15 protein-coding genes and 1 other annotated feature are annotated in these 13,535 nt (G+C 44.8%); of the genes, 14 read left to right on the top strand and 1 reads right to left on the bottom strand.

Going from position 1 to position 13,535, the window contains the following annotated elements; genetic code table 11:
- Window positions 1-9 precede the first annotated feature (9 nt).
- From T359_RS0105695 to glf, 6 genes are all read left to right on the top strand, one after another.
- On the top strand, window positions 10-1,338 hold the full coding sequence (locus T359_RS0105695; RefSeq protein WP_026516630.1) for a hypothetical protein: 1,329 nt from the start codon (window positions 10-12) through the stop codon (window positions 1,336-1,338).
- 79 nt (window positions 1,339-1,417) lie between these two features.
- Complete coding sequence (locus T359_RS0105690) at window positions 1,418-2,314, top strand: NAD-dependent epimerase/dehydratase family protein (protein WP_026516629.1); 897 nt, start codon at window positions 1,418-1,420, stop codon at window positions 2,312-2,314.
- 25 nt (window positions 2,315-2,339) lie between these two features.
- Window positions 2,340-3,878, top strand: coding sequence for a glycosyltransferase (locus T359_RS0105685; protein ID WP_026516628.1), 1,539 nt, complete (start codon window positions 2,340-2,342; stop codon window positions 3,876-3,878).
- Complete coding sequence (locus T359_RS0105680) at window positions 3,875-4,603, top strand: zinc ribbon domain-containing protein (protein ID WP_026516627.1); 729 nt, start codon at window positions 3,875-3,877, stop codon at window positions 4,601-4,603. The genes T359_RS0105685 and T359_RS0105680 overlap by 4 nt, the downstream gene beginning before the upstream one ends.
- 339 nt (window positions 4,604-4,942) lie before the next feature.
- Complete coding sequence (locus T359_RS0105675; protein ID WP_022778055.1) at window positions 4,943-5,278, top strand: hypothetical protein; 336 nt, start codon at window positions 4,943-4,945, stop codon at window positions 5,276-5,278.
- A 166-nt stretch (window positions 5,279-5,444) separates the two neighbouring features.
- Window positions 5,445-6,611 (top strand): UDP-galactopyranose mutase, encoded by a 1,167-nt coding sequence (gene glf, locus T359_RS0105670; RefSeq protein ID WP_026516626.1) that lies wholly within the window; start codon window positions 5,445-5,447, stop codon window positions 6,609-6,611.
- A 123-nt stretch (window positions 6,612-6,734) separates the two neighbouring features.
- Here the strand turns inward: glf and fliD are convergent, their stop codons facing one another.
- On the bottom strand, window positions 6,735-8,036 hold the full coding sequence (gene fliD / locus T359_RS0105665; protein WP_026516625.1) for a flagellar filament capping protein FliD: 1,302 nt from the start codon (window positions 8,034-8,036) through the stop codon (window positions 6,735-6,737).
- Between the two features lie 417 nt (window positions 8,037-8,453).
- On the opposite strand from fliD, the gene rpmG reads away from it, so the two are divergent.
- From rpmG to rplL, 8 genes are all read left to right on the top strand, one after another.
- A complete protein-coding gene (gene rpmG / locus T359_RS0105660) occupies window positions 8,454-8,603 on the top strand; it encodes a 50S ribosomal protein L33 (protein WP_013281689.1) in 150 nt (49 codons plus the stop codon).
- Between the two features lie 31 nt (window positions 8,604-8,634).
- Complete coding sequence (gene secE / locus T359_RS21360; protein ID WP_051544976.1) at window positions 8,635-8,916, top strand: preprotein translocase subunit SecE; 282 nt, start codon at window positions 8,635-8,637, stop codon at window positions 8,914-8,916.
- Window positions 8,917-8,932: 16 nt separating this feature from the next.
- Window positions 8,933-9,559, top strand: coding sequence for a transcription termination/antitermination protein NusG (gene nusG / locus T359_RS0105650; RefSeq protein WP_026516624.1), 627 nt, complete (start codon window positions 8,933-8,935; stop codon window positions 9,557-9,559).
- Window positions 9,560-9,699: 140 nt separating this feature from the next.
- Entirely contained in the window at window positions 9,700-10,125 is a 426-nt protein-coding gene (gene rplK / locus T359_RS0105645) for a 50S ribosomal protein L11 (RefSeq protein WP_022778060.1), read from the top strand.
- Window positions 10,126-10,138: 13 nt separating this feature from the next.
- Window positions 10,139-10,828: a 50S ribosomal protein L1 gene (gene rplA / locus T359_RS0105640; protein ID WP_026516623.1), complete on the top strand. Its 690-nt coding sequence runs from the start codon at window positions 10,139-10,141 to the stop codon at window positions 10,826-10,828.
- Between the two features lie 64 nt (window positions 10,829-10,892).
- A complete protein-coding gene (locus tag T359_RS21355; RefSeq protein ID WP_051544975.1) occupies window positions 10,893-12,170 on the top strand; it encodes a CapA family protein in 1,278 nt (425 codons plus the stop codon).
- Window positions 12,171-12,212: 42 nt separating this feature from the next.
- Window positions 12,213-12,359 (top strand) — a sequence feature (ribosomal protein L10 leader region).
- Window positions 12,360-12,379: 20 nt separating this feature from the next.
- The gene (rplJ, locus tag T359_RS0105630) at window positions 12,380-12,925 is read left to right on the top strand and encodes a 50S ribosomal protein L10 (RefSeq protein WP_026516622.1); all 546 of its coding nucleotides are present in this window, start codon (window positions 12,380-12,382) and stop codon (window positions 12,923-12,925) included.
- Window positions 12,926-12,982: 57 nt separating this feature from the next.
- Window positions 12,983-13,360 carry a 50S ribosomal protein L7/L12 gene (rplL, locus tag T359_RS0105625; protein ID WP_026516621.1) on the top strand — a complete coding sequence of 126 codons (378 nt, stop codon included), beginning with the start codon at window positions 12,983-12,985 and terminating at the stop codon, window positions 13,358-13,360.
- Window positions 13,361-13,535 lie beyond the last annotated feature (175 nt).

The following is a 13,535-nucleotide window of genomic DNA, read 5'->3' as shown; positions in this document are numbered from 1 at the left end:
GGCACAAGAATGCTACACAGGAGAGATTCATTCAAAAAATATACAGCGCTTTTTGTGGCGCTTTTGCTTTTGGCCAATCCTGTTTCCGCACTGGCTGCGGAGGAGGAGCTGATGCTGCTGGAGGAAAGTGAGGCGGAGCCTTCTGTTCCTTCCCATGAAGATTCAGCTTCGGATTCCGGGAATGACATAGATACAGAGGCTATCTATAACAGCATAGATGTGGAAAAACTCAGGGAGAGCATCGATATTGATGAGCTCATGGCTCAGATCGACGAGGATGAGCTTCGGGCGCAGATCGATGAGGACGAACTGAGAGAGGAGCTTGCCCGCAGGCAGGCAGAGAAGGAGAGCCACAGGGAAAACCAGGAAATAGAGACCGGGACCATAGATCTTTTACCTGAAAAACAGGAGGAACTGCCTAAGGGCGTAACCAGGATCGAATTTCCTATCATAGAAAATAACGAGATCTTTGACTTTATCATGGATCCCATGGGGCTGGTATTTCTGACCAACGCTGCCAAGTATGGCGGAGGAAATGTTCAGGAATCCGCCACGATATTATTCAGAAATACCGACAGCGAATATCTTTTTTCCGATACCAGCGATTATCTTACCTTCAGAAATAAGGGCAATGTACCGGTGAAGGTCACTGTAAAAGCAACCATCATCAATGAAGGCAATCTGGAGGTGACCTCGGATAAGAGCTTCAGCGGCATGTCGGATCCGGCAATTTATCTTGCCCTGACTGATAATGAAGGAAATGAGATCCCTCTTTCCGCAGAGGGCGAAACCACCATCGAGACTGTCCTGAACGGAAGTCTTCAGGGGGGCGTGTACAAGTGGAATTCAGAGACCGGCAGCTATGAGTTCACGGAGTCTGAGAATCATAATAATTCAGGGGCTTACCATTTTGCCCTGACGGGAGCCTGCAACAAAGAAGGCAACTGGGGCAAGGTCAGCGCAAGACCTACCGTAAAGGTGTGCTGGAGCGCCAGAACCCTTGATGATGAAGATATCGATGAGATGGCCAAAGAGGCACAGGAGAAGGCTGAGGAGCCCACGGATATTACCCTGGAGTCCTTGGAAGAAGAACCTTCCGGAGATACCTTGGAGCTGCTGGAGGCAGAAAACTCCGAGTCCACAGAGAAAACAGATGAAGCCCCTTCGGAAAAGAGGCTTACTCTGGAAGAAGCAATGCTTGAGGAACTTAGAAACGAAAAGCTACAGGAGCTTAAGCAGCAAAAGCTGGAGGAACTTATAGAAGAAAGGCTTAAGGAGCTCATTGAGGAAGAGTTCGAAAGGCTGTATCGGGAGGCCCTGAAATCAAGTGGAAACTGATTCGGACCTTCTTATGAACAGAAAATTCTGGGCTGCTCGACGGTGATCCATTGAGCGGCCCATTTTAAGGTGTGAGAGAATGAAAAAAGTATTGATAACCGGGGCCTATGGATTTGCAGGGGCCAATCTGACTGAACATATGGCGAAAAAAGGATACCGGGTCATGGCTGTGGGAAGGAAAGATTCCCCCCATAACAGCAGGTGCTCCGGTCTTGATAATGTCATTGGCATTACTGCTGATATGGAAGAATACGGTGCTCTGCCGGATAAACTTAAGGAAGCCGGGGAAGACCATGTCGATGCGGTGATCCATCTGGCCTGGGGCGGCGACAGAAAGGATATGTCCCGGCAGGTAAAAAATCTTTTGCCATCCCTGGAGCTTATGGAGGCCGCTGGGAAGCTGGGAGCTTCGAGATTTATCGGCATAGGTTCCCAGGCAGAGTACGGCGAAAGAAGTGAGGTTCTGACGGAGGACCTGACTCCTGATCCATTGGATGCCTATGGCGCCTGCAAAACGGCTGCTTTTTACCTCCTAAGAGATAAAGCAGCTACCCTTGGAATTGATTTTATCTGGGGCAGGATATTCAGCCTCATAGGGCGCTATGAGCCTTCCGGACGCATGCTTCCGGATCTTTGCAGGAGACTGAAGGCCGGGGAGAGCATGAAGCTTTCATCCTGTACTCAGTATTGGGATTATCTGGATGCTGCTGATGCTGCGGCGGCCATCACAGCACTTTTGGAAAAGGGACATCCCGGCGAGATCTACAACATATGCCACGGGGAATATATGCCCCTTAAACAGTTCACCGGCAGGGCTGCGGCCTTTTTCGGTGCGGATGAAAATCTCATAACTTACGGCGATAAGGCGAGACCTTTTATATCATTGCAGTCTTCCTCGGAAAAACTTCGCAGGGATACCGGATGGGAACCTGTGGTTACTTTTGAGGAAAGCATCAAAAAATATGATATAATTTAGATAATAAATAATCGGGAGCACATATATGTATGACAGGCTGAAGGAGCTGATAGCTCAGGGCGATATGCAGGAAGCCCTGTATGAGCTGCAGGAAGAATATGTGCATATTGAAGAAAGAACCCGTAAGGATGCCGCACAGCTCTGCGTTCTGGAGGCCAGCATATGGGAACAACTGGGGGACGGACAGGCGGAGCTCAAAGCCATTGAGAAGGGGCTTAATTATGATGGGGGAAACTACGAGCTGTTTTTCATGCTGGGAGTTTACTACCGTTTTCTCAACATAAACAAAGCCTATCTCTGCTATGAAATGTCGGCCCATTATTGTAATGTTCCCGAGGATAAAAAAGCGATCCTTGAGGAGATGGAGAATATCAAAGCTGACCCGGGCTTCAGAGTGCGGGGCATCAGCATCATGATCCTTTCCTACAACGACCTCGAGATCATGAAAAACTGTATTGCAGCCATAGAGAAGTATCTGCCTGAGAATGCGGGAGAGATTGTTGTGGTTGACAATTCCTCCACTGAGGAAGGCCTTTCGGAGTTTCTTCGGGAAAAAGAGAAGGCCGGAGGCGGAAGCTTTAAGCTGGCTCTTCTGGATACGAACCTTGGATTTGCCGCAGGCTGTAACATGGGCGCCATGATGGCCTGTGATGACAATGATATTTTCTTTTTGAACAATGACGCGGTGGTGTCGCCCAATGCCATTTTCTGGCTGAGGATGGGACTTTATGAGAGCCGTGATACCGGCGCTGTGGGAGCTGTTTCCAATTCCGCCCAGGGGCAGGATATGGGACCTGTCTTCTTTGAAGAGACGGCGGGAGAGAAGCTTTCCGACAACTGGCACAGGGAAATGCCTCTTGAAAAGAGCCTTGAAATTTTTAATAAGACCGCAGAAAGAAATGTATGTGTTTCAGGCTCGCATCTTGTGAGAAGATACAAGCTCATAGGCTTTGCGGTGCTGGTTTCCAGGGATGCCATAAAGGTGGTGGCTCCCGACAATAAGGTTTTTGACGAGAGATTTTTTCCCGGATACTTTGAAGATGATGACCTGGGCATAAGGATAGCACTGGCGGGCTTTGACCAGTATCTTTGTACAAATGCGTTTGTGTACCACAATGGCGGAGGCGGCTTTGAGGGCCACAATGATGCCATGGACACCAATCGCGACAGGTTCATTGATAAATGGGGATTTGATTCCTGGAGCTATGTGAGCTACTGGGATGAGGCTATTCCCCCGGTAGTTGATTATTATTCAGAAAAATTACGACCGCTGCGGGTGCTGGATCTTGCCTGCGGGCTGGGGGCCACGGCTTCCAGGATAAAGCAGATCCTGCCGGATTCATTTGTGGCGGGGGTCTGCAGGAACTCTTTTGCCGCAGCAGTTGCAAGCCATATGGCGGACGAAGTTACCTTCGGGGATCCGAATCTGTGCAACCTGCCCTGGAAGGATAAGTCCTTTGATGTGGTCATAGCAAGTAAAGAAGAAGTGAGCAGCGGACGGGTGTCACAGTGTATATTGCCCGGCGGAATTTACATTAACGAAGAAGGGGTGAAGTTTTTATGAAATGTCCCAAGTGTGGAGGCCTTATCAAAGAAAAAATGAACTTTTGCCCTTTTTGTGGGAAAAAGGTTTTTGAGCAGGGCTTGGAATATCTGGTGAAGATAACCTGCCTTGGACAGAGAGATGAGGAGCGCAGCGCCATGAAGATCTTTGTGGATGATGACAAGCTCTATGAGGTTAAGCCCGGAGAGACCATATGCTTTGCTGCCAAGTCCGGATACCATACCTTCAAGTTCAGGCACAAGATCAGGAACAAGACCATTCAGATACAGCTCCTTAGCAACTATATAATCAAGACCTATTACAACACACTCACGGGCCTTATTGAGACCAATGTGACGGGAATTGATGATATGGAGGATCCTGAGGCTAAAGCAGAATTTGACGATATTACATTAACTGATCCGGTACTTACTTCGGAGAACAGAAAGTGGGAAATAACGAGTATCGACAATGATGGTCCTGACTACGAAATCAAGGCCAGCAGCGGCTTTAAGGAGGGAACTTTAAGTCTTTTTGCCGAAAGATGTGAGTTTAGGTCTGACAATGACATGAAAATCGATGTTACAGAGTACAAGAATGTGATCAAGATCACGAAAAAACTGGGCTCTGTGGCCTTTGAATGTGGGGGAAAAATTCATAAAGTTTATAGTATTCCGAAAGATACCTACAATGAGGTGTTGGCATATTTAACCAATCACATTGAGGCTATAAATGCCGATGATTAGCGGCTCTGTGGCTTGTTACAAACAGTACTCCGGTACTGTTTGTTTTTTCGTTAATTAGTACGGAAATTGCAAAGTTAATTAATTGACGATATATCGGTATGTACGTTAAAAAGTCTTTTATTGTAACAATGAATTGTGAAAAAAGTGTGAACACTTTCGCAAATTCTTGTTACCAACCTTACTTTCGTTAAATTGCCAAAAATCACTTGTTAATCTTGATAAAATTTTAGTCGAAAATTCCCTTAAAAAGTGAATGACGAAATACCGTCTATGTGGTAGACTATCAATGCGAAAAGATAGAATTCACAAGATATAAGAAGTACTTAGGAGGTAAAAGTCATGACAAAAGCAGAGATTTTAAAGAAGGAAATCTTACAGCAGTATAAGAGTGTCAGACAGTTTGCAATAGATATGTCTATTCCATACAGCACACTTGTAACAGCTTTAGATAGGGGGATTGAGGGGATGGCTTACGGAACAGTTATCAAAATGTGTGATCGTTTAAATCTGAATCCTGTAGATTTTTCAACTCTCGAGCAGGGCACAGATCTTGGCAAGAAGATCGTTGAGAACCGTGTTATGCAGCAGTATGTTAAGCTTAACAAGGCTGGACGTAAGAAGATCCTTGACATGATGGGTGATTTCTCACAGCTTGACAAGTACCAGGCAGATTAATCCCTCGATATGATAATTGGTTCTGATATATGCATTGCATGGGGACAGAACTGACATATCATTAAATGAATATATACTCCGTGGATTTATGTTATAATAATCCGCGGAGTTTTTTATTTGCATAATTGCGATACTCTGAAATTTATAGATCATGAGAGGAAATATCATGCATTACGATTATCTGATAGTTGGTGCCGGTCTTTTTGGAGCTGTTTTTGCCAGACAGATGACTGATCTTGGCAGAAAGGTTCTGGTCATTGATAAGAGAGATCATATCGCCGGAAATATTTATACAGAGAACCGTATGGGAATTAATGTACATAAATACGGCGCTCATATTTTCCACACATCCGACAAGGAGGTCTGGGAGTACGCCTGCAGATTTGCCGAGTTCAACAACTACATCAACTCACCTGTAGCCGTATACAAGGATGAACTTTATAATCTTCCTTTCAATATGAATACTTTCAGCAAAATGTGGGGTATCAGAACTCCTGATGAAGCCAGAAAGATCATAGACAGTCAGGCTGAGGAAGAAAAGAACAGAATAATGAAGGAGAAGGGCACGGATACCTTCGAGGCAGAGAACCTCGAGGAGCAGGCCCTGAGCCTCGCCGGAAGAGATATTTATGAGAAGCTTGTAAAGGGCTATACCGAGAAGCAGTGGGGAAGAGATTGCAAGCAGCTTCCTGCCTTCATAATCAGACGTCTTCCCATGAGATTTATTTACGATAATAACTATTTTAACGACAGATTCCAGGGAATACCCATGGGCGGCTATACTGAGATGGTGAATAAGATCCTTGACGGAATAACGGTAAAGACCAACTGCGATTATTACGATTTCGTCAAGATGGAAGGCAATCTGCCGGCTCAGCCTTTTGAGTCTGTCACAGGCGACAGCTTCGGCAAGATTCTTTTTACCGGAATGATCGACGAGTTCTTTGGTTACAAGCTGGGAACTCTTGAATACAGATCTCTGAGATTTGAGACTGAGGATCTTGAGGATGTGGACAACTACCAGGGAAATGCTGTTGTCAATTACACCGAGAGACAGGTGCCTTACACCAGGATCATCGAGCACAAGCACTTTGAGTACGGCCAGGGAAAGGGCACAATTATCACAAGGGAGTATCCCGCTGACTGGAAGCATGGAGATGAGCCTTATTATCCCATGAATGATGAAAAGAACAACGACCTCTATGCAAGGTATAAGGACCTGGCGAAGGAGTCCGGCAATGTTCTCTTCGGCGGAAGACTTGGACAGTACAAGTACTACAACATGGATCAGGTAATAAGAGCAGCTCTTGATATGGCAAAAGAGGAAGCCTGAAGAATAATATATTTTCTAAATAAAAAGAGACAGCGCACCTGTGCGAGGTGCGCTGTCTCTCTTGCCTTTATGCTGGCAATTTATCATTTCAAGTCACGATGCTGCAGCAAAGTGACCGAAGCCTTAACAGTAGTTGTTGAACATCATTCCGGAGTATTCACTGGTTACGTAAGGAGATGAAGTATCTCTGCTGTCCGGATTTCTGTAGTTGACCACAGGCCTGTCCACATATTTCATAGGATCGATGGAGATGTCCTTGGTCTTTTCTATAAGTGCGTCCGAAAAAGCTTTTATGGGTGAAAGGGCTTCCCGGCTGCCCGGCCCCGATACTGCCTGGGAAAGGAGCTCGTCGTCGATGGAAAGGGTTCCGTCCTTCTCAAGCTTTACACCTATATCTTCTATATTGGACATGTGCTGTATTGCTATTCCGACTGTGTCGGATCTTAATTTATCGCTCTTGAATTTTTCCACATGGGCTCCCGAAGCTTCTTTTACAAAGGTGTTGTAATTGGATACCAGGGAGTGGATGTGCTTCTTTAATGCCTCGTTGTCATTTTGGACACCCACATGTATCTGGGCTCCCGGTTCGGTGGTTTCCTTGAGCTGAAGTTCAAATTTGCCGCCTACCGTAAATTTATTGGATATGGAAGCCTTTTCCTCGCCGTTTAATGTAAAGCGGGCGTTGGAAGCAGGAGCTGAAACCTGATCAAGTCCAAGATAGGAAACAGCGCCTTTCTGGAGATCGGTGTTTACTTCATATATCTCGAACTGGCTTATCTCTCCGGGACGAAGACCCGTCTTCGTGGATGAGATCTGGAGAGCGGATCTGTTTCCGTCTTCTATTATGGAAGCACTTAATCCTATGCCGGCTTTGTTGATGAGTTTTTCCAGTTTGTCCTGAATATCGATATTCCTGTCACCGTTGTAAATGCTGAACTGGAATTCGTATTCCTGCTGATTGATTCTTACGTCAAAAGCGTAATTGCCGGGGGACATTCCCGTTGAATCCTTGGGAAGATATCTTCCTGTATTTATCTGGGGCGTCGCCAGCTGGGATACGCTTATGTCAAAACCTATATTTCCTACATCCTCTTCGGGAGTTTTTCCTATATAAGAAGCAAGAACTTTTTCTTCGTCACTGGTAAAAGCGGACGAGTGATTGAGAGAAGATCTGTCGGCCTGATTGTTAAGTCCGATAATACTTCCCTGAAGCTGCCTTGCCCGTTCCTTTATATCGATAGCCTCATTACGAGACTTATCATCATCTGTTAATAGATAAAGAGGGGACTTCTTGTTGAGTCTTGCTATTGATTTGTATACATCACGCAGTTCATCCTTACGATGTGCGTCTGCCTGTGTTACATCCTTGGATACATAATCCTGAATGAAATGGTTATATGCGCCATTAAAAGATATGCCTGCCATAACATGCCCCTCCTTTCTTCCTTGATACATGCGAGTTGGATCTTCTGCCATTCCATTGGCATCAGTCGCACGAGGGCATTTGTAGCCACGTTTAGTTACTTTTATTTTAACTATTTTTGGTCAAATGTCAAGCGGTATTATCATACAAAAAAGCTATTCTTTCATTATAAAATAAAGATATGATGTATTTTTTTCAATATATGGTATATAATTAAGAAGGGTAATACTATATCTGAATTATCCGGTGAATACGCTTTATAAAAATATAATAATTGAAAAAAAGAATTGACGAGCTCGCTCCGCTGTGTTATAGTAGACAAGCGACATGAAATTTTAGGTCTTTTTTTTATGCAAAAAAATAATTAAGATGTGGCGCGAAATCAAGCAAACAAGCAAAACGCGCGGAGGTGAGAAATAATGCGTACAAGAATTACACTGGCATGCACAGATTGCAAGAACCGTAACTATGACACAACCAAGGATAAGAAGACACATCCTGATCGTGTTGAAATGAAGAAGTATTGCCCTTTCTGCAAGAAGCATACATTACATAAGGAAACAAAATAATCATCCTTAAAAGAGGAGGGAGGCTACGGGTATGGAAGAAACCAAGGTAGTAGATAACAGTTCCGCAACTTCTAAGAAAGAGACATCTGCCAAGAAGACCGGCAAGAAAGGAAATGACACTTTTTTCTCTAAGGTCGGTGATTTCTTCACAGGTGTTAAGGCAGAGTTTGGTAAGATCATATGGCCAACAAGGGATGACATTGTAAAGCAGACAACAGCGGTTGTTGTTGTGTCTATTATTTGCTGTGCCTTGATTGCTGTACTGGACATAGCGTTTGAATATGGAATGAATTTCATTACATCCCTATTCTAATTTAAAAGGAGATAATATGTCAGAAGAAATGGAAAAAGATCTGTTATCTGATGAAGTATCATCAGATGCGGACACTTCTGCTGAGAATGTAGCTGATACCGAGAATGCCGGCGCCAGCACTAATGAGAATGCTCATTGGTACGTTGTTCATACATATTCTGGTTATGAGAATAAGGTTAAGGACAATCTTGAGAAGACTATCGAAAACAGACATCTCGAGAATCAGATCCTTGAAGTAAGAATTCCTCTTCAGGACGTTGTTGAGGTTAAGAACGGCGCTCATAAGAAGGTACAGAGAAAGATGTTTCCCGGATATGTCCTTGTTAACATGGACATGAATGACGAGACATGGTACGTTGTTCGTAATACTCGTGGCGTTACCGGATTCGTAGGACCCGGAAGCAAGCCTGTTCCGCTGACAGATGCTGAGATCAAGCCTCTTGGCATTAAGACTGATACAGTATCCGTTAACTTTGGCGTTGGCGATGAGATCGCTGTTATTGCCGGAGTTTGGAAGGATACAGCTGGCGTTGTTCAGAGAATGGATTTTGGTAAGCAGACAGCTACCATCAATGTTGATCTGTTCGGCAGAGAGACACCGGTTGAGATCAGCTTCGCTGAAGTAAGAAAGATTGATTCATAAGATTTGATATTCCTGCACATTAGTGCGTGAATATATAGCAGCATTCGCTGCACGTAACCGCTGAGTGGGAGCAGTGCCCGCGGGATTTATCCTTGAATTGGAGCTACTGCGCCGACCACATATTTTCAGGAGGTGCCATAATGGCAAAGAAAGTCGAAGGATACATTAAGTTACAGATCCAGGCTGGTAAAGCAACACCAGCACCACCGGTTGGACCCGCACTTGGTCAGCACGGTGTAAACATCGTTGAATTCACAAAGCAGTTCAACGCTCAGACAGCAGATAAGGGTGATCTTATCATCCCTGTTGTTATCACAGTTTATGCAGACAGAAGTTTCACATTCATCACAAAGACTCCACCTGCAGCAGTTCTTCTTAAGAAGGCAGCTAAGATCCAGAAGGGATCAGGTGTGCCTAACAAGACTAAGGTTGCAACCGTTTCTAAGGAAGATATCAGAAAGATTGCAGAGACAAAGATGCCTGACCTTAACGCTGTTGACATCGAGGGTGCTATGAGCATGATCGCTGGTACAGCTCGCAGTATGGGAATCGTAGTAGAAGACTGACGGAGGATAAGAGATGAAACACGGAAAGAAATACGTAGAAGCTGCTAAGCTTATCGATAAGACTCAGCAGTATGAAGCTGCAGAAGCTATCGCTCTTGTTAAGAAGTCAGCTACTGCAAAATTTGATGAGACTGTAGAAGTACACATTAGAACAGGCTGTGACGGACGTCATGCTGATCAGCAGATCAGAGGCGCTGTTGTTCTTCCTAACGGAACAGGTAAGACTGTTAAGGTTCTTGTTTTCGCTAAGGGAACAAAGCTTGATGAGGCTCAGGCTGCTGGTGCAGATCACGTAGGTGGCGAGGAGCTCATTCCTAAGATCCAGAACGAAGGATGGCTTGATTTCGACGTAGTAGTAGCTACACCTGATATGATGGGTGTTGTAGGACGTCTTGGTAAGGTTCTTGGTCCTAAGGGACTTATGCCTAACCCTAAGGCTGGTACAGTTACTATGGATGTTACAAAGGCTATCAACGATATCAAGGCTGGTAAGATCGAGTACAGACTTGACAAGGCTAACATCATCCATGTTCCTGTTGGTAAGGCTTCTTTCTCAGAAGAGCAGCTTACACAGAACTTCAATGCTCTTATGGATGCTATTACAAAGGCTAGACCTTCATCAGTTAAGGGTCAGTACCTCAAGAGCATCACTCTTGCAACAACTATGGGCCCTGGTGTCAAGGTTGTTTCAAACAAGTATTAATTTGCATAAAACTTTCGAAGCGAGTCACTTTTGTGGCTCGCTTTTTTGTGCTAAAATGTGACCTATGGGCAAACGAGATTATCTGGATGAATACAGGAAAAACGGCAGGGATGATTATGAAGAAAACATGCGACGTCGCAACCCTGCTGTCATAGCATTTGTGCTTACTCTGAGCACCATACTTGTAGTGGGGATACCATCGCTCTTTGCACTCAGCAATATCAAGAACGGAAAGGTTAAAGAGGAGAAGCCGCTTTTTACCAACTGGGAACTTATTCCCGAAGCAACCGTTGCTGAGAATGTAAGAGATGAGAGCGAGATAGCAAGCGGAGTGACTATTTCGGAGGGTGATGAAGATTACACCCATATTATAGGAACAGCGTCCGACGAGTCAGTTACTATCGGCTTTGCGGGGGACATTCTTTTTGATGACAATTATGCTGTGGGGAACAATTTCAGGATGAAAGGCAACTCGCCCTACGGTGTTATCGGCGAGAGCCTTCTTGATAAGATGTGTACCGCAGACATTATGATGGTGAACAACGAGTTCCCCTACTCAGACCGGGGCGAACCCAAGGAAGGCAAGACCTACACCTTCAGGGCCCGCACTGAGACAGTATCTATACTTAATGAAATGGGTGTTGATATTGTGGGACTTGCCAACAATCACTGCTTTGATTACGGTGAGACGGCGCTGCTGGACTCTTTTGACACCCTGAAAAATGCGGGAGTTGATTACGTTGGTGCAGGCCACAATATTGATGAGGCCTCACACCAGGTTTACTATATTACAGACAACGGCATGAAGCTGGCGTTTATATGCGCCACTCAGATCGAGAGGATCTCCAATCCGGATACAAGAGGAGCCACCGAAGATGCGGCCGGAGTTTTCAGATGTATGGATGACACTCTTCTTCTTGAGAGAGTGAGAGAGGCCAGGGAAAAAGGCGCTTTTGTTATAGTATTTATTCACTGGGGCACAGAGAGCACTACCGAAATAGATCAGCATCAGCTCAGACAGGCCAAAGAGATCGTGGAAGCCGGTGCCAATATGATCGTGGGGGCTCACCCACATGTACTTCAGAAGATTGAGTTTATTGACGGAGTACCGGTTTTTTACAGCCTGGGGAATTACATATTTAATTCCAAAACCCAGGATACATGCATGATCCTTACGACCATTCACAAGGATGGCGCGGTAAATATCCAGTTCGTTCCCGCGATCCAGAGCAACTGCCAGGTCAACGAGGCCACAGGCTCTGAGTACATCAGAATCATCAATGAAATGAATCAGATGTCTCCCGGGATAAAAATTGACGGAAATGGGTATATTACCTCTTGACATTCAAAAAAGAATATGTTAAATTATCAAATGTTGTCGAATAAATTGCATGACAACAAGCCGAAGACAGCAGGTGTTCATCCATGATGAACATAATGACTTTGTAGCAACACCGTCGCCTGCCGAGGAAAAGTTTAATTCAGACTTTTTGCCTCTCGATGTCTTCGAGAGGTTTTTTTCGGCGGTAAATTCTATAAGGAGGTAAAAACATGGCAAAGGTTGAATTGAAGAAGCCTGTAGTAGAAGAGATCTCAGAGAAGATTAAAGACGCTCAGGCACTCGTACTTGTAGATCACCGCGGACTTACTGTAGCACAGGACACTGAGCTTCGTAAGAAACTTCGTGAAGAAGGCGTATCATATAAGGTTTACAAGAATACGATGATGAACTTCGCATTCCAGGGAACAGATTTCGAGCAGCTTAAGGATCTCCTTAACGGTCCTTCAGCTATGGCAGTTTCTACAACTGATCCTGCAGCTCCTGCTCGTGTTCTTTATGAGTTTGCAAAGAAGGCTAAGGCTCTCGAGATTAAGGGTGGTGTTATAGAAGGTAAGTTCTATGACGCTGAGGCTATGACCGAGATCGCTACAATCCCTTCAAAGGAAGTTCTTCTTTCCAGATTGCTTGGCTCTATGCAGTCACCTATCACAAACTTCGCTCGCGTTATCAAGCAGATCGCAGAGAAGGATGGCGAGGCAGCACCTGCAACAGAGGAAGCACCCGCTGAGACCGCTGAGGCTCCAGCAGCAGAGTAATTTATTTACACTATCAATTAAAACAAATTCAATTATACTAAATGGAGGTATATTATAATGGCAAAGTTAACAACAGCAGAATTTATCGATGCTATCAAAGAGCTTACAGTGCTCGAGTTAAATGATCTTGTAAAGGCTTGTGAGGAAGAGTTCGGCGTATCTGCAGCAGCAGGCGTTGTAGTAGCAGCAGCAGGTGCTGGCGCTGGCGCAGCAGCTGAGGAGAAGACTGAGTTCAACGTAGAGCTTACAGAGGTTGGTCCTAACAAGGTTAAGGTTATCAAGGTTGTTCGTGAGATCACAGGTCTTGGACTTAAGGAAGCAAAGGATCTCGTAGACAACGCTCCTAAGATGATCAAGGAGAACGCTTCTAAGGCTGAGGCTGATGACATCAAGGCTAAGGTTGAGGCTGAGGGCGCTAAGGTTACTCTTAAGTAATCCAACTACTTGTCAAAAGCAAAAGACTTACAGCATTTATGCTGTAAGTCTTTTTTATTTTGACAAGTTGTTGAATTACTTAGGTGATGTTAAGAAAAATAAAAAATGTGCTTGACATGATATTTTTTTGGTGATAGGATATAGGGTGCACTATTGTGGTGTAGTGGGTTCTTTT

It is taken from the genome of Butyrivibrio sp. MC2021, assembly GCF_000621605.1.
Taxonomy (GTDB): domain Bacteria; phylum Bacillota; class Clostridia; order Lachnospirales; family Lachnospiraceae; genus Butyrivibrio.
Note: the sequence above shows the minus strand (reverse complement) of the source record. Positions and strands in the feature narration are given on the sequence as shown.

What these genes read in the sequence shown, in the direction of transcription:
- secE (WP_051544976.1), top strand. Translation starts at nt 8,635, where the DNA reads ATGGAAGAAACCAAGGTAGTAGATAACAGTTCCGCAACTTCTAAGAAA.
- T359_RS0105685 (WP_026516628.1), top strand. Translation starts at nt 2,340, where the DNA reads ATGTATGACAGGCTGAAGGAGCTGATAGCTCAGGGCGATATGCAGGAA.
- rplL (WP_026516621.1), top strand. Translation starts at nt 12,983, where the DNA reads ATGGCAAAGTTAACAACAGCAGAATTTATCGATGCTATCAAAGAGCTT.
- T359_RS0105675 (WP_022778055.1), top strand. Translation starts at nt 4,943, where the DNA reads ATGACAAAAGCAGAGATTTTAAAGAAGGAAATCTTACAGCAGTATAAG.
- rplA (WP_026516623.1), top strand. Translation starts at nt 10,139, where the DNA reads ATGAAACACGGAAAGAAATACGTAGAAGCTGCTAAGCTTATCGATAAG.
- rplJ (WP_026516622.1), top strand. Translation starts at nt 12,380, where the DNA reads ATGGCAAAGGTTGAATTGAAGAAGCCTGTAGTAGAAGAGATCTCAGAG.
- fliD (WP_026516625.1), bottom strand. Translation starts at nt 8,036, where the DNA reads ATGGCAGGCATATCTTTTAATGGCGCATATAACCATTTCATTCAGGAT.
- rplK (WP_022778060.1), top strand. Translation starts at nt 9,700, where the DNA reads ATGGCAAAGAAAGTCGAAGGATACATTAAGTTACAGATCCAGGCTGGT.
- nusG (WP_026516624.1), top strand. Translation starts at nt 8,933, where the DNA reads ATGTCAGAAGAAATGGAAAAAGATCTGTTATCTGATGAAGTATCATCA.
- T359_RS0105680 (WP_026516627.1), top strand. Translation starts at nt 3,875, where the DNA reads ATGAAATGTCCCAAGTGTGGAGGCCTTATCAAAGAAAAAATGAACTTT.
- glf (WP_026516626.1), top strand. Translation starts at nt 5,445, where the DNA reads ATGCATTACGATTATCTGATAGTTGGTGCCGGTCTTTTTGGAGCTGTT.
- T359_RS0105690 (WP_026516629.1), top strand. Translation starts at nt 1,418, where the DNA reads ATGAAAAAAGTATTGATAACCGGGGCCTATGGATTTGCAGGGGCCAAT.
- rpmG (WP_013281689.1), top strand. Translation starts at nt 8,454, where the DNA reads ATGCGTACAAGAATTACACTGGCATGCACAGATTGCAAGAACCGTAAC.
- T359_RS0105695 (WP_026516630.1), top strand. Translation starts at nt 10, where the DNA reads ATGCTACACAGGAGAGATTCATTCAAAAAATATACAGCGCTTTTTGTG.
- T359_RS21355 (WP_051544975.1), top strand. Translation starts at nt 10,893, where the DNA reads ATGGGCAAACGAGATTATCTGGATGAATACAGGAAAAACGGCAGGGAT.